At 63.8% G+C, this 23745-nt stretch carries 21 protein-coding genes, 5 tRNA genes and 1 other RNA gene; 21 read left to right on the top strand and 6 right to left on the bottom strand.

Features of this window, described 5'->3' with window-relative positions; all coding sequences use genetic code 11:
* Positions 1-341: 341 nt before the first annotated feature.
* On the bottom strand, positions 342-1610 hold the full coding sequence (locus ASF90_RS03745) for a PAS domain-containing sensor histidine kinase (RefSeq protein ID WP_055845981.1): 1269 nt from the start codon (positions 1608-1610) through the stop codon (positions 342-344).
* A 272-nt stretch (positions 1611-1882) separates the two neighbouring features.
* Here ASF90_RS03745 and ASF90_RS03740 point away from each other — a divergent pair.
* The 10 genes from ASF90_RS03740 to ASF90_RS03695 all read left to right on the top strand — a co-directional run bounded on the left by ASF90_RS03740 (position 1883) and on the right by ASF90_RS03695 (position 11317).
* A tRNA-Leu gene (locus ASF90_RS03740) sits at positions 1883-1967 on the top strand.
* Between the two features lie 199 nt (positions 1968-2166).
* Entirely contained in the window at positions 2167-3459 is a 1293-nt protein-coding gene (gene tig / locus ASF90_RS03735; RefSeq protein ID WP_055846334.1) for a trigger factor, read from the top strand.
* 95 nt (positions 3460-3554) lie between these two features.
* Positions 3555-4181, top strand: coding sequence for an ATP-dependent Clp endopeptidase proteolytic subunit ClpP (gene clpP / locus ASF90_RS03730; protein ID WP_055845978.1), 627 nt, complete (start codon positions 3555-3557; stop codon positions 4179-4181).
* Between the two features lie 125 nt (positions 4182-4306).
* On the top strand, positions 4307-5593 hold the full coding sequence (gene clpX, locus ASF90_RS03725; protein WP_055845975.1) for an ATP-dependent Clp protease ATP-binding subunit ClpX: 1287 nt from the start codon (positions 4307-4309) through the stop codon (positions 5591-5593).
* Between the two features lie 145 nt (positions 5594-5738).
* Positions 5739-8210 carry an endopeptidase La gene (gene lon / locus ASF90_RS03720; protein WP_055845973.1) on the top strand — a complete coding sequence of 824 codons (2472 nt, stop codon included), beginning with the start codon at positions 5739-5741 and terminating at the stop codon, positions 8208-8210.
* A 214-nt stretch (positions 8211-8424) separates the two neighbouring features.
* Positions 8425-8697 carry an HU family DNA-binding protein gene (locus ASF90_RS03715; RefSeq protein ID WP_002806049.1) on the top strand — a complete coding sequence of 91 codons (273 nt, stop codon included), beginning with the start codon at positions 8425-8427 and terminating at the stop codon, positions 8695-8697.
* Between the two features lie 11 nt (positions 8698-8708).
* A tRNA-Val gene (locus ASF90_RS03710) sits at positions 8709-8783 on the top strand.
* Between the two features lie 27 nt (positions 8784-8810).
* A tRNA-Asp gene (locus tag ASF90_RS03705) sits at positions 8811-8887 on the top strand.
* 92 nt (positions 8888-8979) lie between these two features.
* A tRNA-Asp gene (locus ASF90_RS03700) sits at positions 8980-9056 on the top strand.
* 290 nt (positions 9057-9346) lie between these two features.
* Complete coding sequence (locus ASF90_RS03695; RefSeq protein WP_055845970.1) at positions 9347-11317, top strand: peptidyl-prolyl cis-trans isomerase; 1971 nt, start codon at positions 9347-9349, stop codon at positions 11315-11317.
* Positions 11318-11954: 637 nt separating this feature from the next.
* Here the strand turns inward: ASF90_RS03695 and ASF90_RS03690 are convergent.
* Both ASF90_RS03690 and gloB read right to left on the bottom strand, forming a co-directional pair.
* The gene (locus ASF90_RS03690) at positions 11955-13142 is read right to left on the bottom strand and encodes a lytic transglycosylase domain-containing protein (RefSeq protein ID WP_055845965.1); all 1188 of its coding nucleotides are present in this window, start codon (positions 13140-13142) and stop codon (positions 11955-11957) included.
* On the bottom strand, positions 13139-13906 hold the full coding sequence (gene gloB / locus ASF90_RS03685) for a hydroxyacylglutathione hydrolase (protein WP_055845963.1): 768 nt from the start codon (positions 13904-13906) through the stop codon (positions 13139-13141). The genes ASF90_RS03690 and gloB overlap by 4 nt, the downstream gene beginning before the upstream one ends.
* A gap of 12 nt (positions 13907-13918) precedes the next feature.
* Here gloB and ASF90_RS03680 point away from each other — a divergent pair, with 12 nt between their 5' ends.
* From ASF90_RS03680 to dnaQ, 3 genes are read left to right on the top strand one after another with little or no spacing between them, the layout of a single operon-like run.
* Positions 13919-14575 (top strand): hypothetical protein, encoded by a 657-nt coding sequence (locus tag ASF90_RS03680; protein WP_055845960.1) that lies wholly within the window; start codon positions 13919-13921, stop codon positions 14573-14575.
* 28 nt (positions 14576-14603) lie between these two features.
* A complete protein-coding gene (gene rnhA, locus ASF90_RS03675; protein ID WP_055845957.1) occupies positions 14604-15059 on the top strand; it encodes a ribonuclease HI in 456 nt (151 codons plus the stop codon).
* 8 nt (positions 15060-15067) lie between these two features.
* Positions 15068-15802 carry a DNA polymerase III subunit epsilon gene (gene dnaQ / locus ASF90_RS03670; protein WP_055845954.1) on the top strand — a complete coding sequence of 245 codons (735 nt, stop codon included), beginning with the start codon at positions 15068-15070 and terminating at the stop codon, positions 15800-15802.
* Positions 15803-15938: 136 nt separating this feature from the next.
* On the opposite strand, the gene ASF90_RS03665 is transcribed toward dnaQ, so the two are convergent.
* A complete protein-coding gene (locus ASF90_RS03665) occupies positions 15939-16643 on the bottom strand; it encodes a PP2C family serine/threonine-protein phosphatase (RefSeq protein WP_055845953.1) in 705 nt (234 codons plus the stop codon).
* 196 nt (positions 16644-16839) lie between these two features.
* On the opposite strand from ASF90_RS03665, the gene ASF90_RS03660 reads away from it, so the two are divergent.
* A tRNA-Ser gene (locus ASF90_RS03660) sits at positions 16840-16930 on the top strand.
* Positions 16931-17187: 257 nt separating this feature from the next.
* The gene (locus tag ASF90_RS03655; RefSeq protein ID WP_055845950.1) at positions 17188-17592 is read left to right on the top strand and encodes a DUF6165 family protein; all 405 of its coding nucleotides are present in this window, start codon (positions 17188-17190) and stop codon (positions 17590-17592) included.
* A gap of 210 nt (positions 17593-17802) precedes the next feature.
* On the opposite strand, the gene ASF90_RS03650 is transcribed toward ASF90_RS03655, so the two are convergent.
* The gene (locus ASF90_RS03650) at positions 17803-18852 is read right to left on the bottom strand and encodes a glycosyltransferase family 9 protein (RefSeq protein WP_055845947.1); all 1050 of its coding nucleotides are present in this window, start codon (positions 18850-18852) and stop codon (positions 17803-17805) included.
* Between the two features lie 20 nt (positions 18853-18872).
* On the opposite strand from ASF90_RS03650, the gene ASF90_RS03645 reads away from it, so the two are divergent.
* The 6 genes from ASF90_RS03645 (at position 18873) to ASF90_RS03620 (ending at position 22991) form a co-directional block, all read left to right on the top strand.
* Positions 18873-19622 carry a 3-deoxy-D-manno-octulosonic acid kinase gene (locus ASF90_RS03645; RefSeq protein ID WP_055845945.1) on the top strand — a complete coding sequence of 250 codons (750 nt, stop codon included), beginning with the start codon at positions 18873-18875 and terminating at the stop codon, positions 19620-19622.
* Positions 19622-20371, top strand: coding sequence for an MBL fold metallo-hydrolase (locus ASF90_RS03640; protein ID WP_055845943.1), 750 nt, complete (start codon positions 19622-19624; stop codon positions 20369-20371). Before ASF90_RS03645 ends, ASF90_RS03640 begins: the two co-directional genes overlap by 1 nt.
* Positions 20371-21405, top strand: a complete 1035-nt coding sequence (gene moaA / locus ASF90_RS03635) for a GTP 3',8-cyclase MoaA (protein WP_055845939.1) — start codon at positions 20371-20373, stop codon at positions 21403-21405. Before ASF90_RS03640 ends, moaA begins: the two co-directional genes overlap by 1 nt.
* A 406-nt stretch (positions 21406-21811) precedes the next feature.
* A complete protein-coding gene (moaC, locus tag ASF90_RS03630) occupies positions 21812-22309 on the top strand; it encodes a cyclic pyranopterin monophosphate synthase MoaC (protein ID WP_055845936.1) in 498 nt (165 codons plus the stop codon).
* A complete protein-coding gene (locus tag ASF90_RS03625; RefSeq protein WP_055845933.1) occupies positions 22306-22551 on the top strand; it encodes a MoaD/ThiS family protein in 246 nt (81 codons plus the stop codon). The genes moaC and ASF90_RS03625 overlap by 4 nt, the downstream gene beginning before the upstream one ends.
* The gene (locus tag ASF90_RS03620) at positions 22548-22991 is read left to right on the top strand and encodes a molybdenum cofactor biosynthesis protein MoaE (protein WP_055845930.1); all 444 of its coding nucleotides are present in this window, start codon (positions 22548-22550) and stop codon (positions 22989-22991) included. The genes ASF90_RS03625 and ASF90_RS03620 overlap by 4 nt, the downstream gene beginning before the upstream one ends.
* 412 nt (positions 22992-23403) lie before the next feature.
* Here the strand turns inward: ASF90_RS03620 and ffs are convergent.
* Positions 23404-23500, bottom strand: an RNA gene (ffs, locus tag ASF90_RS21320) — signal recognition particle sRNA small type.
* Between the last annotated feature and the right edge of the window lie 245 nt (positions 23501-23745).

The following is a 23745-nucleotide window of genomic DNA, read 5'->3' as shown; positions in this document are numbered from 1 at the left end:
CTCACTATCGCGGCGCTGCATGCAGTCGGCTGTGCATGCCCGGTAGGCAGCACGACACATCCATGCCGGAACGATCTGCATGGGCATTAAGTAAGAAGTATCGAATACCGAATGGATGCTGCTGCATCACTTGATCAGCGGGCTACCAACTGCCGCCTTAGATATTTGAAAATTCCCTTCGCCTCGATTAAGGCAAGGGTGTTACCGATATGTTGCAGGCAGTGGTGAAAGAATTCTGCAATTGCAACGCCGCGCGCAATCGCCGCAGTTAGCGATTTACGTCAATTTAACTACATAACGCACGCATGCAGCTACGCATGTCTGCATTCGCCAACCGAGTGTTACGCCTGATCCACGCGCGGAAACGCAAGCAGGAAGCGCGCGCCTTTGCCTGGTGCCGAAGTCACGTCGATAAAGCCGCCTGCCTGGCGCACCGCGCTGTAAACCTGCGCCAGGCCCAGGCCGGCTCCCTTGTTTGCGCTCTTGGTGGTGAAGTACGCCTCGAATAGCCGTGACTGCACATGGCTGTCCATGCCGTGCCCGTCATCAGCGACCGTGATGGTGGCGAACTCGCCAGCGGGTTTGGTCAAGGTTGCATCGGCCTTGGCGACCTGCGTTTGGCCGGTCTCCACACGGATGACGCCGCCGCTTGCGCAGGCATCGCGCGCATTGATGACCAGATTCAAGATCGCGCGCTCCACCGTATGCCGGTCGACCATGGCGCAGCATCCGCCCGCAGCGGTGTTCACCTGCAAGCGCAGGTCTGTGCCGATGACCTGTTCCAACAACGGATTGAGCTGGTCGGCCAGTGCGGCAAGGTCAACAGGTTCGGGGCTATACGGATACTGGCGCGAAAATCCCACCAGCCGCTGCGCCATGACCGAGCCATGTTGAAGCGCGGCATCGGCCACGCCGAGCAGTTTGGTGTCCTGTGCGTCGATCTGCCCACGCTGGACCACCAGGTCGATCGCCGAGGTGGCGGCTTGCAGCACATTGTTCAGATCGTGCACCACGCCGGCCAGCAGTTGCCCGACCGCCTCGCCTTTCTGTGCCTGTTCGGAAATTCGTTCGGCAGCCCCCTGTGCGGCGCGCGCAATGTCCAGATCGTCCTCGATGCGCTCCTGTAGATCGCGCAGGCTGTGCAGCTCGGTCGATAGAGAATTCTCGCGCGTGCGTGCCAGCATCAGTGCGCCCGTGGAGAACTCGCGCTCCGCCTTCAAGGTGCGATCCAGCGTATGGAAGGCAGCTTCCAACGCACGGCGGTCGGAAATGTTCTTGCTGACCGCCAGGATCGCCTCGACGTTACCGTCTGCGTCGAACAACGGACTGGTGACCACCTGCCAGGTCTGGCGCACGCCAACGAAGTTGACGCAGCTGGCCTCGAACTCGTGCACCGCGCCCGCGAGAGATGCAGTAAGTGCCGTATCGATCAAGCCGGCGGCTCCCGCAGGCCAGAAGTCCCGCCACGGGCGAGAGATCAACTGCTCGGGCCGACTGGCGCCCAAGACGGTCAGTCCATTGGCATTGATCGCCGTGATCCGCCCGTCGAGGTCGATCTCTTTGATGCAGTCTCGCGACAGTGCCACGATCTGACGGTATCGGTCTCTCATTGCGACGGCGCGCTCTCTCGACTTGGGCTTAACGGAATTTTCGCAAATATTGACGCAGTCATGTACACGCAAAAGCATCAGGTTTGGGCTGGGATCAGGCCGGGGCGTGAATCGTTCACTTGAGTTCGGTTGGCGGGCGCCTCCGGAGCGTCGATTTGGCAGGTGCATGCCTGCCATGCCCGCCTCAACCCGGCGCGCGGCCTTGGCAGCCCGTTCGCGGCGCTTTTTCTTTGCCGGCATCCCTGCAACAATGCGCATGCACCTGCGACATCGCGAAAGTGGCGGAATTGGTAGACGCACCAGATTTAGGTTCTGACGCCGCAAGGCGTGGGGGTTCGAGTCCCCCCTTTCGCACCAATGCAGTGCGGCCGTGAGTGCTCCGGCCGCTGCCGCTCCGGCAAACCCGTCTTTCCGCTGCAAACCCCAGTGCGCGCGTTCCGCTGGCAGCCGTCGCCGTTATCGGCGAAACTACAAGGCTCGGCGGCATTCTCGCCATCCGTCAACCCGTCTCTTCCATCTCGTGCCGACGCTTGTGCTGTCGGTGGCAGGAGTCAACATGCAAGCATCGATCGAATCCACCGGCAATCTGGAACGCCGCCTGACCTTCACCCTGCCGCAGGAGCGTTTGGAGACCCACGTCGGTGGCCGCCTGCGCGAACTGGCGCGGACCACGCGCATCAAGGGCTTCCGTCCCGGCAAGGTGCCGACCAAGGTCATCGAGCAGCGCTTCGGTCAGCAGGTGCGTGCCGAGGCGATGGAAGGCCTGTTGCGTGAAACCTTCGACTCGGCCGTGCGCGAGCACTCGCTGCGTCTGGCCGGCAACCCGCGCATCGATCAGGGCGAAAGCGATTTCGACTTCGTCGCCACCTTCGAAGTGGTGCCGGACTTTGGCGATATCGATGTCGCCAAGCTGTCGGTGGTGCGTCACACCGCTGACGTGACCGACGCCGACATCGACCAGATGATCGAAAACCTGCGTCTGCAGCGCCGTACCTGGAACCCGGTCGAGCGCGGCGCGCAGGTTGGCGATCTGGTGGCGCTGGAGACCTGGTCGCAGGCCGGCGACGAGCGTCTGCCCGCCGAAGGCGTGGAAACCGGCAGCAGCGTGTTGGGCTCGGGCGTGATGTTCGACCAGATCGAGAAGGGCCTGGAAGGCCTGACCAAGGGTGAAGACAAGGCCCTGACCATCGATTTCCCGGCCGAGTGGCGCGTGCCGCAGCTGGCTGGCAAGACCGTGCAGGTGCATGTCAAAGCAGTTGAAGTGTCCGAGCCGGTGCTGCCGGTGGTGGACAAGGAATTCATCAAGAGCTTCGGCGTGAAGAGCGGCGATGCCGAGCAGTTCCGCGCCGACATCCGCACCAACCTGGAGCGCGAGCTCAAGGGTGCACTGATGAACCGCCTGCGTCGCGAAGTGGGCGAGCAGCTGATCGCTGCCTACGCGCACGTCGAGATGCCGCCGCGTCTGGTCGAGAACGAGGCCCGTTCGATGCTGGCCCAGCAGGTTGAGCAGGTGCGCCGCAGCGGTCGCGATCCAGGCCAGGTGCCGGACGATGCACACCAGGGTTTCATGGATGCCGCCGCCAAGCGCGTGCTGGTCGGCCTGCTGGTCGGTGAAGTGGCACGCCGCAACGAACTGCGGCTGGAGTCCAAGCGCGTCAGCGAAACGCTGCGTCTGATTGCCTCGACCTACGAAGAGCCGGAACAGGTCATTGAGATGTACCGCAACGATCCCCAACTGATGGGTGGGCTGCAGAGCCGTGTGATGGAGGAGCAGGTGATCGACTGGATCGCCGAGCGCGCCCAGCATACCGAGCAGCCGCTGTCGTTCCAGGACGCGATCCGCGTCTAAAAGCGGCGGTGTGACACCAACCCGCATCCCGCTGGCTGGGATGCGGACGTCAAACCCGGTTATCGGCGCAAGCTGGTGCCACAACAGGAAGACCGATGAGCATTGTGACCAAAGCCCTGAATCTGGTGCCGATGGTGGTCGAACAGACCAGCCGTGGCGAGCGTGCGTATGACATCTACTCGCGTCTGCTCAAGGAGCGTCTGATCTTCCTGGTCGGTCCGATCGACGACCATATGGCCAACGTGATCGTGGCTCAGTTGCTGTTTCTGGAAGCGGATAATCCGGAAAAAGACATCAGCATCTACATCAATTCGCCCGGTGGCGTGGTCACCGCCGGCATGGCGATCTACGACACCATGCAGTACATCAAGCCGGACGTTGCCACCATCTGCGTGGGCCAGGCCGCCTCGATGGGCGCGCTGCTGCTGGCATCGGGTGCGGCCGGCAAGCGCTATGCGCTGCCGAATTCGCGCGTGATGATCCATCAGCCGCTGGGCGGCTTCCAGGGCCAGGCGACCGATATCGACATCCATGCGCGCGAGATCCTGACCCTGCGTTCGCGCCTGAACGAGATCCTCGCCAAGCACACTGGCCAGTCGTTGGAGACCATTGCGCGCGACACCGAGCGCGACAACTTCAAGAGCGCGGTCGATGCACAGGCCTATGGTCTGGTGGATCAGGTGCTGGAGCGTCGTCCGGAAGAGTCGATCCAGCCGTCTTGATCGCCAGGTCGCTGAAATTGCAGGAAAAACCGGCAGGGTCGGGCGGGGCGAACGTCCTCCCGACCCTGTGCTATTCTCGAAATCGAACCCCCGTGCATCGGGTGGGGTAACTGGGTAACAGAAGCATGAGCGAAGACCGCCAAGGTCGTTCCGGCGACAGCAACAAGATTCTCTACTGCTCGTTCTGCGGTAAGAGTCAGCATGAAGTCCGCAAGCTGATTGCCGGTCCCAGCGTATTCATCTGCGATGAATGCGTTGAGCTGTGCAACGACATCATCCGTGAGGAACTCGAAGAGAAGGCGCAGTCGGCACGTTCCAGTCTGCCCAAGCCGCGCGAGATCCTCGAAGTGCTGGATCAATACGTGATCGGGCAGCTGCGCGCCAAGCGCACGCTCGCCGTGGCGGTGTACAACCACTACAAGCGTATCGAGAGCCGCAGCAAGAACGACGAAGTCGAACTCGCCAAATCCAACATACTGCTGGTCGGTCCGACCGGTTCGGGTAAGACGCTGCTGGCCGAAACGCTGGCGCGCCTGCTCAATGTGCCGTTCACGATCGCCGATGCCACCACTTTGACCGAGGCCGGCTATGTCGGCGAGGACGTGGAAAACATCATCCAGAAGCTGCTGCAGAAGTGCGACTACGACGTCGAAAAAGCGCAGCAGGGCATCGTTTATATCGACGAAATCGACAAGATCTCGCGCAAGAGCGAGAACCCGTCGATCACCCGCGATGTGTCCGGCGAAGGTGTGCAGCAGGCGCTGCTGAAGCTGATCGAAGGCACGGTTGCCTCGGTGCCGCCGCAGGGTGGGCGTAAGCATCCGCAGCAGGAATTCCTGCAGGTCGACACCAAGAACATCCTGTTCATCTGCGGCGGCGCGTTCGCCGGTCTGGACAAGGTCATCCAGGCCCGCTCCAACGACGCTGGCGGCATCGGCTTCGGTGCCAAGGTCAAGAGCAGCGAGCGCAAGCAGGAAGTCGGCAAGATCCTGGCAGAGGTCGAGCCGGAAGATTTGATCAAGTTCGGTCTGATTCCCGAGTTCGTGGGCCGCCTGCCGGTGGTTGCCACGCTTGAGGAGCTGGACGAGCCGGCACTGATCAAGATCCTGACCGAGCCCAAGAACGCCATCACCAAGCAGTTCAAGAAGCTGTTCGACATGGAAGGCGTGGAACTGGAGTTCCGCCCGGACGCACTGTCTGCGATCGCCAAGAAGGCGCTCAAGCGCAAGACCGGCGCGCGTGGTCTGCGCACCATCGTCGAATCGGTGCTGCTGGATACGATGTACGAGCTGCCTTCGCAGGAAAATGTGAGCAAGGTCGTGGTGGACGAGTCGGTGATCGAACACAAATCCGAGCCGTATCTGATCTACCAGGCGCAACCGGCCCCGGCCAAGGCTGCGTCCGGCGATTGAGCTCCGCATTCGCGTTGCCAGGCCTTGGCCCCGCTCGCGGATAAAGGGTTTCCGACAGCTACTTGCAACACCTCGCCGATGGCCCCATAACGGGGCCATCGGCTTTTTTTACGCCCTAATTTCCCCGATTCCTGCGGAGCGCCCCATGGCCCAGTCCCAACCAGAAGTTCTCGATCTGCCGGTGTTGCCGCTGCGCGACGTGGTGGTGTTTCCGCACATGGTGATCCCGCTGTTCGTCGGCCGTGACAAGTCGATGCGTGCGCTGGAAAAGGCCATGGAGGCGGACAAGCGCATCCTGCTGGTGGCGCAGAAGTCGGCCGAAACCGACGACCCGGCGGCCGGCGATCTGTACACCGTCGGCACCCTGGCACAGGTGCTGCAACTGCTCAAATTGCCCGATGGCACCATCAAGGTGCTGGTTGAGGGCCTGTCGCGGGTCACCGTCGACAAGGTCGTCGAACTGGACGGCGCATTGCAGGGGCAGGGCACCGAAGTGGAGGCCAGCGATGGCCGTGAGCCGCGCGAAGTCGAAGCGATCGCACGCTCGCTGATGTCCCTGTTCGAGCAGTACGTCAAGACCAATCGCAAGCTGCCGCCGGAGTTGTTGCAGACCCTGGCCGGCATCGACGAGCCGGGCCGTCTGGCCGACACCATCGCCGCCCATATCGGCGTGCGTCTGGCCGACAAGCAGCGCCTGCTGGAGATCACCGAGATCGGTGAACGCCTGGAGCTGCTGGTTGGGCTGGTGGATGGCGAAATCGACGTCCAGCAGCTGGAAAAGCGCATCCGCGGCCGCGTGAAGTCGCAGATGGAAAAGAGCCAGCGCGAGTACTACCTCAACGAGCAGATGAAGGCGATCCAGAAGGAGCTGGGCGATCTGGACGATGCGCCGGGCGAACTGGAAGAGCTTGCGCGCAAGATCGCCGAGTCCGGCATGCCCAAGCCGGTCGAGACCAAGGCCAAGGCCGAGCTCAACAAGCTCAAGCAGATGTCGCCGATGTCTGCCGAGGCGGCGGTGGTACGCAACTATCTGGACTGGCTGCTGGGCGTGCCGTGGAAGAAGCGCACCAAGGTCCGCAAGGATCTGAAGGTTGCCGAAGACACACTGGACGCCGATCACTACGGCCTGGACAAGGTCAAGGAGCGCATCCTTGAGTACTTGGCAGTGCAGTCGCGGGTGAAGCAGATGAAGGGTCCGATCCTGTGCCTGGTCGGCCCGCCTGGCGTGGGCAAGACCTCGCTCGGCCAGTCGATCGCCAAGGCGACCAACCGCAAGTTCGTGCGCATGAGCCTGGGCGGCATCCGCGACGAGGCCGAGATCCGTGGCCATCGCCGGACCTACGTCGGCTCGATGCCGGGTCGCCTGGTGCAGAACCTCAACAAGGTCGGCAGCAAGAACCCGCTGTTCCTGCTGGACGAGATCGACAAGATGTCGATGGACTTCCGCGGCGACCCGTCGTCGGCGTTGCTGGAAGTGCTAGATCCCGAGCAGAACCATTCCTTCAACGACCATTATCTGGAAGTGGATCTGGATCTGTCGGAAGTGATGTTCGTCGCCACTTCCAACTCGCTCAATATCCCCGGCCCGCTGCTGGACCGCATGGAAGTGATCCGCATCCCCGGCTACACCGAGGATGAAAAGCTCAACATCGCGATGCGTTACCTGGTGCCCAAGCAGATCAAGGCCAACGGCCTGAAGCCGGAAGAGATCGAGATCGGCAGCGACGCCATCCAGGATGTGGTGCGCTATTACACCCGCGAATCCGGCGTGCGTAATCTGGAGCGCGAAATCGCCAAGATCTGCCGCAAGGTGGTCAAGGAAATCGCGCTTGCCGGCCCGCAGCCGGCAGCGAAGAAAGTGGTCGCCAAGAAGGGCAAGCCGAAGGCGTTGATGACGGTCGGCTCGAAGAATCTCGACAAGTACCTGGGCGTGCGTCGCTTCGACTTCGGTCGCGCCGAAGAAGAAAACGAAATCGGTCTGGTCACCGGTCTGGCCTGGACCGAAGTTGGCGGCGAGTTGTTGCAGGTCGAATCGACGTTGGTGCCGGGCAAGGGCAATCTGATCCTGACCGGTCAGCTTGGTAACGTCATGAAGGAGTCTGCATCGGCTGCGCTGTCGGTGGTGCGTTCGCGCGCCGAGCGTCTGGGCATCGATGTGGATTTCCTGCAGAAACAGGACGTGCATGTGCACGTGCCCGATGGCGCCACACCGAAGGACGGCCCCAGCGCAGGTATCGCGATGGTGACGTCGTTGGTATCGGTATTGACCAAGGTGCCGATCCGCGCCGATGTGGCGATGACCGGCGAGATCACGCTGCGCGGTCGCGTGTCGGCAATCGGCGGGTTGAAGGAGAAATTGCTGGCGGCACTGCGTGGTGGCATCCGAACCGTGTTGATCCCGGACGAGAACCGCAAGGACCTGGCCGATATCCCGGCCAACGTCACGCGCGATTTGAAGATCGTGCCGGTCAAGTGGATCGACGAAGTGCTGGATCTCGCCCTGGAGCGTCCGCTCGCACCGAAGAAGGCAGGCAAGGAAAAGGCCCGCAAGACTGCGTCGCGCGTTGCCGTGCGCGGCAAGTCGCGTACTACCCCGGGTACCCGCGTCAAGCACTAACGTGCGCTGTCTAAGACGTCCCGAAACAAGCCAAAACCCGCGTCGTTATTGGGTTTTGGCTTGCGCGCTGTTGGGGGCGCTGGTATAAATGCACGACTCGTGGGCGCGGCAAAATGTGATGCGTCACGCGATACCACTTGTGTCGGGTTCTTCGCTAACGGCAAGAGCGCCGATTGTCGATTCCGCGGCATCTGCCGCAAAGGGAGTTTCAAGAATGAATAAAACCGAATTGATCGATGGCGTTGCCGCTGCCGCTGACATCTCCAAGGCTGAAGCTGGCCGTGCTGTCGACGCGGTTGTGAGCGAAATCACCAAGGCGCTGAAGAAGGGCGACGCTGTCACCCTCGTTGGCTTCGGCACCTTCCAGGTCCGCGAGCGCGCTGAGCGTACCGGCCGCAATCCGAAGACGGGCGACAGCATCAAGATCGCTGCTTCGAAGAATCCTGCATTCAAGGCTGGCAAAGCCCTGAAGGATGCAGTAAACTAATCGACTCGCTAGGGTGCTTAGCTCAGCGGTAGAGCGTCTCCCTTACACGGAGAGGGTCGGGGGTTCGAAACCCTCAGCACCCACCACTAAGCACCAAGCAAAGTTTTAAGCGCGGAGCGGTAGTTCAGCTGGTTAGAATGCTGGCCTGTCACGCCGGAGGTCGCGGGTTCGAGTCCCGTCCGCTCCGCCAGTTACACCGAAGCCCCTGAGCGATTGGGGGCTTCGTTTTCTCCACAGCATTTGCAATGCGAATGCCTTGGGGTAGATGTCCAAGTTTAAAGCGGAGCGGTAGTTCAGCTGGTTAGAATGCTGGCCTGTCACGCCGGAGGTCGCGGGTTCGAGTCCCGTCCGCTCCGCCAGTTACACCGAAGCCCTCGGCCTTGTGCCGGGGGCTTTTTTTTGGAGCGTTTGAACCTTGTCCCATGACGCGATGGCGCATGGGTCTGCGGTGAATGGAGCGCAGGCTGTGCGCGGCGGTGACCTCAATGCGCTGACTCCATGGCGCCTGTGAGGTGCGGCGATCTTCACGTCTCTTCCATTCACGACTGCACTTTTCTGCATCTTGACCCGCACCTGACGGGCGTCGGGCTGGGTGCATGGCGTTAAGCGGGTTACACTGCCCGGCTCGCCCACAGGCCGTGATTTGCCAATGCTGCAGAAACTTCGCGACAAGACGTCAGGCTGGATCGCTACCGCCATCCTGGGGTTGCTGATGATTCCGTTCCTGTTCGTCATCGACAACAGCTACCTGGGCGGCATTGGCGCCAACAATGTGGCCAAGGTGCAGGCGCCGCCGACGTGGTGGAAATCCGCGCCGACCTGGTGGCCGATCTCGCTGCTGTGGCAGCACCACGAAATCAGCACGCAGGATTTCCGCGCGCGCTTCGAACAGGCGCGCATGCAGGAGCGCCAGCGTCAGGGTGAGAACTTCGACCCGCGCACCTTCGAATCCCGCGAAAACAAGCTACAGGTGCTCGACCAGCTGGTGGACGAGCAAGTGATTCGCCTGGGTGCCGAAGATGCCGGTATCGTGATCGGCGATGCCACGGTGCGCGATTACATCACCAATATTCAGGCGTTCCAGGTCGATGGCAAGTTCAGCCCTGACCAGTACCGCGCCGCACTCGCACAAGGCACACCGCCGCGCACGCCGGCGCAGTTTGATGCGCTGGTGCGCGACAGCTTGCAGCAGTCGGTGATCCCGCAGGCCGTCGCCGAATCGGGTTTTGCAACCAAGGCCGAGTTCGAGCGCCTGCTCAAGCTGATGGGCGAAACGCGCGATGTGGAGTTGGCGATGTTGCCGGCGCCGGCCGCCGATACCGCGCCGGTCAGCGATGCGCAGATCAAGCAGTGGTATGACGCGCATACGCAGGATTTCCGTCAGCCGGAGACCGTGAGCATCGAATACGTCGAGCTCAATGCCGCCACGATGCCGCCGGCCACGGCAGCTGACGAGGCGACGTTGCGTAAGCGCTATGAAGAAGAGAAGGCGCGCTTTGTCGAGCCGGATCAACGGTTGGCGTCGCACATCCTGATCAGCGCCGGTAGCGATGCTGCTGCGCAAAAGGCTGCCGAAGCCAAGGCAGCCAAGCTCGCTGCGGAGGCCAAACAGCCAGGCGCGGACTTCGCTGCGCTGGCCAAGGTCAATTCGCAGGATCCGGGCTCCAAGGATGCCGGTGGCGATCTGGGGTGGGTCGAGAAGGGCACCATGGTCAAGCCGTTCGAAGACGCGCTGTTTTCGATGAAGGCCGGCGATGTGGTCGGGCCGATCAAGACCGAGTTCGGCTATCACGTGATCCAGCTGCGTGAGGTCAAGGGCGGGCAGGGCAAGTCGTTCGAGCAGGTGCGTGACCAGCTTGCTGCCGAGCAGCTCAAGGCCGATGCCGACAAGGCGTATGCCGATATCAGCGGCAAGCTGGTGGATCAGGTCTACAAGAATCCGACTGCGCTGGAGCCGGCGGCCAAGCAGGTCGGTCTGCCGGTGCAGACCCTCGGCCCGTTCTCGCGCACCAACGCCAGCGGTATTGCGGCCAATCCGGCGGTGCTGCGTTCGGCGTTCTCCGAAACGTTGGTGCAGGACGGCACGGTGAGCGACCCGATCACCATCGCTCCGAACCACAGCGTGATGTTGCGCGTGACCAACCACACCGCCGAGCAGGCGTTGCCGTTGGACAAGGTGCGCGACAAGGTGATTGCGGCAGTACATGTCGACCGTACCGAGAAGGCTGCAGCTGCGGCCGCCGATGCGCTGCTGGCACGTGTGCAGAAGGGTGAAACCCTGCAGGCGCTGGCGGCGAGCGAGAAGCTGCAGGTGCAGCCGATCCCGGGCCTGCCGCGCACTGCGCCGATTCCGACGCCGGCCGCAAATCGGGCAATCTTCAGCGCGCCGCGTCCGACCGAGGGCAAGCCGTCGGTGGGTAAGGTGGAGCTGGATGGTGGCCGCTTTGCGGTGTTCGTGATCAGCAAGGCCACGCCGGGCGACCTGAAGCAGATGCCGCCCGAGCAGCAGACGATGCTGCGCGAGCAGCTGAGCCAGATCGACGGCAACAACGCCGCGCAGTCCTACGTCAAGGAGATGCGCAAGCGTTACAAGATTCAGATCGAAGAAACACAGCTGTAACGGCGTGTTGTCGACGGATGTAAAGAGCGAGCCCGGGCGACCGGGCTTTTTCTTTGGGGCTGTTTACGGTAGTGCACCGGTGTGGCGCTCGTGTTGTGCCCCGATGCGATGTGGTACGTAGTCAAGGCTCACGCAATGTGCGATTGGGTATGCACTGCGCGGTAAGAGCGGCTAATAAACCACCGCCTAGCCGCCAGACGGGCACGGCCTGTATGCGGTGTGGCATGTCCCGCGCCTACGCTCCGGTTCCGAGTGTGCCGTCTACGCCCAACTGACGATTACGCACTACGTTCTCTTCGCCGCGCTTAGCGGTAAAGCGATTCGTGGACATGCGGCTTGGATGTTGGCGGCGTGGGTGCGGCCAGCGCTGCTCCAGCCGCTCTTGGACCATGCGGGCCCCTCTTTCTCAAGTCGGGCAGCTGAAATCAGTGCGGGACGCTGAAGTCCGATGACTCGTTCGTCGATGCAGTACGTTGCTGTGCCGACCAGCGCGCTATCCAGACGCACGCGATGCCATGCAATGCAGAAGCAGCGGTCAAAGCGCTCTCGAGGCCTGGATGTGTTCTTAAGCGACGGCTATCGAGACAGCGAAGGCTCGTGATGACCAGCCGCTGGCGCGGCTGCTCAAGCGGCTTGCTCAGGGCGTGTCGTTGAACGACAGCACCATGCCCGGCTTCAACACGGCCTGCTTGTCCAGGCCGTTGCTGGCGAGCAGGGTGGCGACCGTAATGCCATAGCGCCGTGCGATGGCCCATGCAGACTCGCCGTTGCGTACGGTGTGAGTGGTGCGGGCGGGCGAAGAGCGGGATGCCTTGGTAGGTGTGATGGTGGCGACCGCTGTTGAACGGCCAGCCGTATCGGTGTCTATGTTCACGGAGGTGAGCGCGACCACTGCACCGCTGGAACCAGGTTGGGCTGCCGCGACAGGGGCCAGCACATGGACACCCTTGGGTGCCGCACGGGCGCCCGCCACTGCAGGATTCAGGCGCGCCAACAGTTGCGGTTCAATCGCACGCTGCCCGGCCCACGTATTGAGGCTGGTACCGGCCGGAAGCGCATGTTCGGTCAGTACCGGCACTGGGCGATCCAGCGATGTCAGCAGCGTGCCCTGTTGCTGCGCGTGATCGAGCACGCAGGCCAGTGCATGCAGCTTTTCGACATAGTCGTAAGTGACCTTGGACATGCCCGGCAACTCCGACGGACGCGCGTTCTGCGCGTTCATGCCGGCACTGCGCATTGCCTGCAGGACGCGGTACTCGCCGGCGTTGTAGGCCATCAGCGCCAGTCGCCAGTCGCCACCGAACATGCCATACAGCGTTTTGAGATAACGCACCGCTGCGGTGGTGGAGTCCACTGCCGACAGGCGGCCGTCGTACTGCGCGCCGACCGGCACATGGTGGTTGCGCGCGGTGGTAGCGATGAACTGCCAGAGGCCAGCCGGGCCGCTGCCGTTGCGCGCGCCAGGGCGGTAGCCGCTCTCGACAAACGGAATCAGCGCAAATTCGGTCGGCATGTCGGCGGCACGCAGTTCGTCGACCACATACCCGAACAGCGGCAGGACATCCTGCGCGTCATCGGCCAGGCGGGCCGGGGCGCGCGAGAAATGCTGTTCCCAGCGGGTGTCGCTGTGTTCGCTGTCGCAGCCCGGGTCGGCACGGCCTTCCAGGAACGACGAAAAGATCTCACGCCCATTGCGCATGCTGGGAGCGTTGGACGCGACAGCGGTGCTGTCGACGGATGTGAGGCGGCTTGCGTCGTTGGACGAGGCGGCTGCCGGTGCGATGGCCGCGCAGGCGGCCAACACTGCCAGAACCAGGCGCCTCATGCGCGAAATTCGTCTTTCCAGCGCCGAAGTTCGGCGAAAACATCTACTTCAGAGGAAAGTGCGCCGGCTGCGCGCGGTGCGACTGCGGTGCGAATTTCGGAACGGCTGGTACGTAAGAACGGATTGGTGGCCAGTTCACTCTTGAGCGAAATCGGCAGGGTAGGACGGGCTGCTTGACGCATGGCCTGGGCTTCCTGTTGACGGCGCTGCAAGGCAGCGTTGGTGGGATCGACGTGCAGCGCAAAGGCCGCGTTGGCCAGGGTGTATTCGTGGCCGCAACACACAAGCGTTTCGCCGGGCAGAGAGGCCAGGCGCTGCAACGAGTCGAACATCTGAGGAGCGGTACCTTCGAACATCCGCCCACAGCCTAGGCTGAACAGGGTATCACCACTAAACAGGTGGCGGTCTGTCACAAAGGCGATATGGCTGCGGGTGTGGCCGGGCACCTCCAGCACATCGAAGCTGGTGTCCAGCAGTCGCAAGCGCTCGCCCTGGCCGACGCGGCGGGCGCCTGCGGGGATGCGCTCGTCGTCCGGGCCGAACAGTTCGAGCTCGGGCCAACGCTGCTGCAGCGCTGCCACGCCGCCGATGTGGTCGGCATGATGATGGGTGAGCAGCACCGCGCTGGGCGTCCAGCCTTCGCGCGCGGCGGCGGCGATCACCGGCTCGGCCTGGCCCGGGTCGACAATGACGGCACGGCCCTCCGCGGCGACCAGCGCCCAGATGTAGTTATCGTCGAATGCGGGCAGGGCGGTCAGTCGCATAGAATTGGGACCATGCCTGCCGCCCCATTCTCCCGTCAAGCTGGCGTCTCATCCTGGTTTGATACGGATGCGGGGCGCAGCCTGCTCCAGTCCGAGCGCCGCCTGGCGTTGGAGGCGCTGCAGACGCGACCATCACAGCCCTGGTTGTGGGTGGCGCCGACCAAGGAGTTGCCGCCACGCGAGTTGCTCGATGGCCGCGGGCTGCGCCTGTTTCGCAGTGCCGGACGCTTTGCTGGCGATGCCCGGTGCGCAATGCCGTTTCCGTTGCCCACCGAAAGCCTGCAGGCCATCGTGGTGCAGCATGCGGTGGTTGGCGGTGCGGCGGAGTTTCTGGGCGAATGCGAGCGGCTGTTGATGCCAGGCGGGCGGCTTTGGTTGTTCACGCTCAATCCGCTGAGCCCGTACCGGTTTCATTGGGCGCGGCGCGGCCCGGTGGCATTGCGCCCGGATCGCTGGCGATCGCTGGCGCAGCAGGCCGGCTTGCAGTGTGTGGAAACCGAGCGCTATCTCGGGCCGATCTGGCGGACCGGGCGCGGTTCCTCCGATCCTGGTCGTGCCCCATGGCGCGCGGTGTATTTACTCGAAGTGGAAAAACGCGCCTCCGCACCGATTGCGCCGACACCGATTGCGCGGCCAACGCGCTGGCCGCAACCGGTGGCCACGATCTGACCTTAGTACGCGACAACTCTGGAAGCTGATGAAATCAATTGAAGTGCATACCGACGGCTCGTGCCTCGGCAATCCGGGGCCGGGCGGTTGGGCGGCCCTGCTGCGTTACAACGGCCGCGAAAAGGAATTGGCCGGCGGTGAAACGCTGTCCACCAACAACCGCATGGAATTGATGGCCGCGATCATGGCGCTGGAAACGCTCACCGAGCCGTGCCAGATCGTGCTGCATACCGATTCGCAGTACGTGCGCCAGGGCATCACCGAGTGGATGTCCGGCTGGGTGCGACGCGGCTGGAAAACCGCTGGCGGCGATCCGGTCAAGAATCGCGAACTGTGGGAGCGGCTGCACGCGGCCACCCAGCGGCACACCATCGATTGGCGCTGGGTGAAAGGCCACAATGGCGACCCGGACAACGAGCGTGTCGACGTGCTTGCCCGTCATCAGGCCACCATCGCCCAGCGCGGCGGCGCTGCAACTGCGTAAGAGGATTCATGCGTCAGATCATTCTCGATACAGAAACCACCGGCCTGGAATGGCGCAAGGGCAACCGCGTTGTCGAAATCGGTGCGGTGGAGCTGCTGGAGCGGCGCCCGAGCGGCCACAATTTTCATCGCTATCTGAAGCCGGATTGCGATTTCGAGCCGGGTGCGCAGGAAGTCACCGGGCTGACCCTGGAATTTCTGGCGGACAAACCGTTATTCGGCGATGTGGTGGAGGAGTTCCTCGCCTACATCGACGGCGCGGAATTGATCATTCATAACGCTGCGTTCGATCTGGGCTTTCTGGATAACGAGCTCTCGCTGCTGGGCAATGGCTACGGCCGCATCATCGACCGCGCCACCGTGGTCGATACCTTGATGATGGCGCGCGAGCGTTACCCGGGGCAGCGCAATTCGCTCGATGCCCTTTGCAAACGCTTGGGCGTGGACAACGCGCATCGCCAATTGCACGGGGCCTTGCTCGATGCGCAGATCCTGGCCGATGTGTATATCGCGCTGACGTCGGGTCAGGAAGAGATCGGCTTTGCCAGCGCCGATGCCGGCCAGAACAACAATGAGGGCAGCGGCATGATCGCGTTCGACCCCGCATTGCTGCTGCCGCGCCCGCGCGTGGTGGTGACTGCGTCGGAATCGCAGGCGCACGAGGCGCGGCTAGCGCAGTTGCGCAAGAAGGCCGGCCGCGCGCTGTGGGATGCGCCCGTCGAAGAGAGCGCAGTCGCCGGCTAGGTCGGCGGTGGCGGCGCTGCTGCCCGTTGCTTGCGGCACATGCCATCGACGGCATGTGCCGCGTATGGTCAGGGCGTCAGCAGGTCTGCGGCGGACTCGAAGGCTGACGTCCGGCATCGACGCTGCGCAGCCTTGCTCAGTAGCTGCGCACCAGGATCGCGGTGATGTTGTCTGAGCCGCCGCCATCCAGTGCCGCGGCGACCAGGCATTCCACGCATTCCTGTGCGCTGCAATCGGCCTGCGACAGGGTCGCCGCAATCGTCGCATCGTCCACTTCTTCGGTCAGCCCGTCGCTGCACAGCAACAGCTGCATGCCTGATTTCAGCTCGCCCTGCATGGTGGCAACGTTGAGGTGCGCCGGGTCGGTGACGCCCAGTGCCTGGGTGACCACGTTGCGATGCGGATGCGCGCGCGCCTGCTCGCTGGTGAGCGTGCCTTGGGCGATGAGTTCCTGCACGTAACTATGGTCCTGGCTCAGTTGCGCCAGCCGCCCGTCGCGCCACAGATACGCACGGCTGTCGCCGACCCAGGCCACTTCGAAACGCTGGCCCAGCACGCGTGCCGCGACCACGGTGGTGCCCATCGGCAAGGTGTCGTTGCAGCGGCGCGAGGTCTTGATGATCTCTTCGTCGGCGATGCGCACCGCCTGCGCGAGCGGAGTGCCGGCGCGGACTTCGCGCACTATGGTTTCGCGTGCCAGCGCGCTGGCTACCTCGCCGCAGGCGTGCCCCCCCATGCCGTCGGCCACCAGCCACAGCCCCAGTTCGCTATCGCCGTAATAGGTGTCCTCGTTGAGGTCACGGCGCAGGCCGACGTGGGTGAGGTGTCCGAATTCGAGCATGGGGCCGGGTCGCCAGGGAGAAGATGCGTGCCCATCATCGCGGCCCGACCGGCCGGCAGCAACACAGCGATCGCGCCAATCGCAGTGCCGGTTCACGCCGGGCCGGCGGCCGGGCCGCCCGGCGCTGGCCCAGGCCGCTTGTGACCTGGCGCGTGTGCCCGTATGATGCACGGCCCCAGGACACTGGGGACCATCTGGAGAGGTGGCAGAGCGGTTGAATGTACCTGACTCGAAATCAGGCAGGCGTTTATAGCGCCTCGGGGGTTCGAATCCCCCCCTCTCCGCCAGATTGAGGCGACAAGGTGTGCCAGTGCCGCGTGAGTTTTGCCGGCGTCATTGGGGGGGTGAGAAGCCCCGGGTTCGACAGACAGCATCGCTGTCTGCACGGCGAAGCCGCCCGCAGGGCGAAGGCACGTAGTGCCGAGTGAATCTTCCCTCTCCGCCAGATTCGCATCAGCCCCCGCAAGGGGGCTTTTGTTTATGTGTCGCAGTCGGTTGTCGTTGCGATGACTACAATCCGTTCGATCCCCGTTGGAGGCTTGTCATGTCCGAGATCCTGGTGCCCGTGTCCTTTGGTGAGCTGCTCGACAAGATCGCGATCCTGCAGATCAAGTCCGAGCGCATGCGCGATGCGGCCAAGCTGGCCAATGTGCGGAACGAGTTGTCTGCGCTGGAAACCAGCTGGATGGCGCATCCGGCTGCCGGCCACGACATCGTGCGGCTGCGCGCCGAGCTCAAGGCCGTCAACGAGCGGCTGTGGGTGATCGAAGACGACATCCGGCTCAAGGAGCAGGCGCAGACCTTCGACGACAGCTTCGTGCAGCTGGCGCGCAGCGTCTACATCGAAAACGACGAGCGCGCGCGGATCAAGAAGGACATCAACCTGGCGCTGGGGTCTTCGTACGTGGAAGAGAAGTCCTACCAAGACTATCGTGCGACTGGCGCCTGAGCGGAGTGATGGGCCGAGTGCGCCGGTACCAGTCGGCGCACGGATGCGAGGGCCGTCTTTCATCGCGATAGACGTCTTGCGCAATGCAGGGTGCATCGGCCTGAAGGTTTGCTGCCAAGTGACTCAGTCCTTGCGCGGACGAAGAGCGGCGCGACGCGTCATTCGCCAGACGGATCCGGCCATCACTTGGACAGATCCGGTCGCCGGCCGTTAGCGGAGATGATCCGCCCGATAGCGCTCGAACGAAGCAATCGCGTCGTCGACGGTAATCAGCGACATCACATCGTCGAACTCGATCTTGGTGCCCCAGCTGAGCTGATCGGCCGGCTTGTGCAGAAACTTGCGCGCCGCCGCGTCGTAACGGTCCACGCAATAGCGCACGTCCGAATACGGGCCGCTGCGTCGTGGATTGCTGGCCGCATGCAACCCCAGCACCTTGCTGCCCATCGCATTGGCGATATGCATTGGTCCCGAATCCGGCGTGACCACGAGGTTGGCGCGGGCGAGCAGCGCAGGCAGCTGCTTGAGGGTGTCCTTGCCGACCAGATCCAGCACTGGGGCATGCGTATTCGCCACGATGGCATCGGCGGTGCTGCGTTCCAGTTCGCTGCGGCCGCCGCACAGCACCACGCGCCAGCCCTGGGCCGCCGCATGGTCGGCAAGCGCAGCGTGGCGGTCGGGATACCAGTTGCGCCGCACGTGACTGGAGCACGGGGAAATCATCAGCACCGGGCGGCCATCGTCGTCCCATTGCGCGCGCGCCCAGGCGTGCGCAGCGTCGGGTACCGGCAGGTCCCAGCGCACCTGGGTCTGGCGCAGGCCCAGCGGCTCGGCGAAGCTGCCGATGGCGTCGAGCACGTGGATGCCGGGGCGGTCGGCAATGCGTTCGTTGACGAACAGACCGTGCAGATCCTTGGAGCGGCTGCGGTCGTAGCCGATGCGGCGGCGCGCCGGCACGAATGCCGACAGCACATTGGCGCGCAACGCCACCTGCATCTGCAACAAGGCGTCAAAGCGTCCCAGCGGAGCCAGCGCCTGGCGCAGCGCGCGCATGCCCGCTACGCCGCTGCGTTTGTCGTAGGCATGGAAGTGCACGCCGGGCAGGCCGTCGAGCAGCTTCAGGCCGGCCTTGTCGATGATCCAGTGCAGCTGCGTCTGCGGGAAACCCGCCTGCAGCGTGCGCACCAGCGGCACCACATGGGTTACGTCGCCCAGGGCGGACAAGCGCAGCAAACACAGCGATGCAGGCGTTACAGCCATGGTGTTGTTAGACTCGATAGATGGTTTCTTTCGACGCCACCGAAGCGCTGACGCCGTACCGCGAGGGCCGCGGCTATGGCGCCATTCTGTTCGACCGCGAACGGCTGCGGCAAGCCGACGCCGAGCTGTTTTCGCCGCAACACTGGGGCGACAGGGCGCGGCCGGTCGACGAAGGCGGGCGCGGCGGTGCCTGGTTTGTGGATGCGCCGTTCGGCCGCAGCGTGTTGCGGCAGTATCTGCGCGGCGGCATGGCCGCGCGCGTCAGCCGCGACCGGTATGTGTGGAAAGGCGCGGGGCGCACACGCAGTTTTGCCGAGTTCCGGCTGATGCGCGAACTGATCACACGCAAGCTGCCAGTGCCACGTCCCCTGGCGGCCTGCTATCTGCGCGAAGGCCTGGGCTATCGCGCGGCGCTGTTGATGGAGCGGCTGGAAGATGTGCGCTCGCTGGCCGACCATGCACAGGTGGCTGGGCGTGGCGCGCCGTGGGAAGCGACCGGGCAATTGATTGCGCGTTTCCATCGCGCCGGCCTGGATCACGCCGATCTCAACGCGCACAACATCCTGTTCGATGCCGGCGGGCATGGTTGGCTGATCGATTTCGACCGTGGCGTGCTGCGCATTCCGGCCACGCGCTGGCGCGAGCGCAATCTCAAGCGGCTGCATCGGTCGCTGTTGAAGCTGCGCGGCAATCGCAGCCGCGAAGAGGTCGACAAGGATTACGAGCGGCTGCATCGCGCTTACGAGCTGGCCTGGGGCCGGGGCTACTGATGCAGTGGGCGTTGCGCGTGCAGGGGGTCGGCAATGCGTCGGCGGTGGCGCTCGGTTCGCCGATGGCCACGATCGAGCGTGCTGGCGCGCCGTGGCTGACCATCGATTGCGGCAGCGAGGGGCTGACCGCCTATCAAGCGCATTACGGCCACCTGCCGCAAGCCATTTTCATCACCCATGTGCATCTGGACCATGTCGGCGGGCTGGAGCGGGTGTTCGTCGACAGCTACTTCTCCGAGCGACGCGGGCGCACGCGCCTGTATGTGCCGGCGCCGGTAGTGCCGCTGCTGCAGCGGCGCATCGCTGACTACCCGAACGTGCTGGCCGAGGGCGGGGCGAACTTCTGGGATGCGTTTCAGCTGGTGCCGGTCGGCGATGCCTTCTGGCACGACGGGGTGCGGCTGGAGGTGTTCCCGGTGCGCCACCACTGGCCGGAGACGGCCTACGGGCTGCGTCTGAAAGGGGCGCTGGTATGGACCGGCGACACCCGGCCGATCCCGGAAATGCTGAAGCGTTATGCGGACGACAATGAGCTCATCGCGCATGACTGCGGTGTTCACGGCAACCCGTCGCATACTGGCGTGGATGATCTGGAGCGGGAATACCCGCAGGACCTGTTGAGCCGCATGCTGCTGTACCACTACGCCAGCGACGCCGACGGCGACGTGCTGCGTGCACTCGGCCATCGGGTCGCTGTGCCCGGGCAACACCTGACGCTGGCGGACCCGACCGCCGACACGGTGCGCTGATGGGCGCCTTGTCGCTGCCGACCCTGACCGGTGCCCCGATGCAGGACCGCTACGGTCGCCCGCTGCGCGATCTGCGCCTGTCGGTGATCGAAGCCTGCAATTTCCGCTGCGGTTATTGCATGCCGGCCGACCGCGTGCCCGACGATTACGGCTTCGATGCGCAACAGCGGCTGAGCTTCGACCAGCTGGAAACGTTGGTGCGGGCGTTCGTGTCGGTGGGTGTCACCAAGGTGCGCTTGACCGGTGGCGAGCCGTTGCTGCGTCGCGATTTACCGACCTTGGTTGCGCGACTCACCGCCATCGACGGCATCGAGGATCTGGCGCTGACCACCAATGGCACCTTGCTCGCGCGCCAGGCCAACGCGCTACGCCAGGCTGGGCTGCGCCGTATCACGGTGAGCATGGACGCGCTGGAGCCGGCGCTGTTCAAGCGCATGAGCGGCGACCGTGGCGACATCGCGCAGGTACTGGCCGGCATTGCCGCCGCCGAACAGGCCGGCTTCAAACGGTTGAAGATCAATTGCGTGGTGCAGCGTGGCGTCAACGAAGATCAGGTGCTGCCGCTGGTGGAGCACTTCCGCGGCACCGGGCATGTGTTGCGCTTCATCGAATTCATGGACGTGGGCAGTTGCAACGGCTGGACGCCGGAAGCGGTGGTGAGCTCTGCGCAGTTGCACGCGCGCATTCACGCACGCTGGCCGCTGATGGCACTGGACGCCAATTACACTGGTGAAGTCGCGCAACGCCACGCGTTTGTCGACGGCGCGGGTGAGGTGGGATTTGTCAGTTCGGTCAGCGTGCCGTTTTGCGGCGACTGCCAGCGCGCGCGCGTGTCGGCCGACGGTCACCTGTACACCTGCCTGTTCGCCAGCCAGGGCCACGATCTGAAGCCGGCGTTGGCCGACGGCGAGCAAGGGTTGGCGACACACTTGCGTCAACGCTGGAGCATGCGTGGCGACCGCTACAGTGAAGTGCGTGCATCATCGGAACCGCGTCGCGGCAAGCCGGTCGAGATGTTTTTGATCGGCGGATGAGTGCGCGCACCCTTCAGCGGCAGGTGCGCGCTGGAGTCGCGCTTGCTCGATCCACGGGTGCATGACGACACGCAGGCGCTGGAAGCACGGCTCGATCCTGAATTTCTGAATTTCTGGAGTCCGCCGCGTCCGAGCGCCACTGCACGCGGTGCGACGTCATCGCCGCGCCGCGTTCTAGTGCCGCTGTTGGTGGTTGCCACGCCGATGCCTTCGCGTGCGTTCTGCAGGCGCCGGATCTCGCGCAGCTGCGGTGCCCCACGGTCGATGGCAGCGGTGGGCTCGAACGGCATGCGTTGCGCAGCTCGTTATGGCACAGGGGCCCGGATGATCACGGCGGCTGTTTCATCAAGGCACCCCATTCACCGACAATGCCGCATCCTGATTGCCTATCACCGTGTCGTTTCCCATGCCTGCAAAATCCCGTTCCGCACGCCTGACCCACCTGGATGATGCCGGGCTGCCCACGATGGTGGATGTCTCGGACAAGGCGGTCACCGCACGCAGCGCCACGGCGACCAGCCGGGTGCGGTTTCCGGCGTCCGTCGCCGCGCAGTTGCGCGCCAACGGCCTGCGCAGCGCCAAGGGCGGCATCGTCGAGACCGCAGTGATCGCCGGCACCATGGCCGTCAAACGCACGCACGAGCTGATTCCGTTCTGCCATCCATTGCCGATCGATGGCTGTCGTTTCGAGATCGACTGGGCAGGCGAGCAGGTGCTGGAGATTCACTGCACCGTGCGCTGCGTGCATCGCACCGGTGTGGAGATGGAGGCGCTGACCGGCGCCAGCGTGGCTGCGCTGACCATCTATGACATGTGCAAGGCGTTATCGCACGGCATGACCATCGGGCCGACCAAATTGGTGTCCAAGCGTGGCGGCAAGCGCGATATCGGAGTGGCGCAATGACTGCAATGGTGACGGTGTTGTATTTCGCCAGCCTGCGCGAAGCGGCCGGGATCGCCGATGAGCGTGTGCAATCCAGCGCGCCGGATCTGCGTGGCCTGTATGCCGAACTCGATGCGCGGCACGGCCTGCGCTGGACACCTGCGCAGTTGCGCGTTGCCGTCGACGGCGCCTTCGCGCGCTGGGACGATGCGCTGCGCGATGGCAGCGAAGTGGTGTTTATTCCGCCAGTGTCGGGAGGTTGAGCGTGAGCGATGACGTCGTGGCCATCTTTGCGCTTTCCGATCTGCCATTGCCGGTGGAGCAGCTGCGTTCCGGCGCCGCGCATCCGCATGCCGGTGCATTTGCCAGTTTCGAAGGCTGGGTGCGCAATCACAACGAAGGCCGTGGCGTTGCCGGGCTGCGCTACGAAGCCTACGCCGCGCTGGCGCAGGCCGAAGGTCAGCGCGTGCTCGATGAAGCCGTGCGCCGGTTCGCCATCGTGCATGCGCACTGCGTGCATCGGGTCGGCGAGCTGCAGATCGCCGACATGGCGGTCTGGGTGGGCGTCAGTGCGGCGCACCGCGGCGCTGCGTTCGACGCGTGTCGCTACATCATCGACGAGGTCAAGGCGCGCGTGCCGATCTGGAAGCACGAGCATTACCTGGAAGGCGACGCGGGCTGGTTGCATCCTGAGTCGCAGTGACGTCCTCAACCGCGTGTGTGCGGTGGCGTGATGCACTGCTGGGGCTGCCGGTTTGGCGGGCGCCGTCGTGTTCGATCATGCCGCGCCAAAAGTTAGCTGGTGTGGCCTAAGAAGCTGCCGCAGCTACCCTGAAGCGCGCACGGCAATTGTCCGCGCGCTGAGGCATGCGGGAAGGTTGGGAAAATCTCCGACGGGTGACCTTGGCGCCCGCATCGATCGCTACGCGTCGAGCAGGGCGTTCCCGTTGCGGAGATGTCTGGCGCCGTCGCTACGGGCGGCAGCAATGCAAGCGAAGATCTTGAGCGTGGCGCGCAGCACGCTCCGTGACGGATACTGCCGATTCCAGGCAATGACCTGCGCCGGGAGCATCGACCAGGTCGATCCAGCGCGTGCACAGACAAGTAGGGTGGTGTCCCCGCCGGTTGACCTCGGCGCCCGCATCAATCGATACCGTTGCTGCCTTCCGGCCCTGGCGGGATTTTCGATCTAGCGTCGCGAGGGACCGACGGGGCCACCATAAGACGTGGGCCACTGGCATGGCCCTGCGATTTGCGACAGTGGTGTCATTGCGCAAATCATGAAACTGGCGGAGAGAGGGGGAGGTACTGATCCCGATCCAACTTCCTGACTCTCCTACAGCCACGCAAACCAGGAGGGTGTCCTGCTTTGTGGCCTGCCATTGTAGCTGCCACTGGGTGTGCTTCGCTAGCCCATCGGGTCCGCAGATGCGCGAGGCCGATCCTTTAAGTGCCAG

The organism is Xanthomonas sp. Leaf148, assembly GCF_001423585.1.
Taxonomy (GTDB): Bacteria; Pseudomonadota; Gammaproteobacteria; order Xanthomonadales; family Xanthomonadaceae; genus Xanthomonas.
This window is presented reverse-complemented; position numbering and strand designations above follow the sequence as displayed.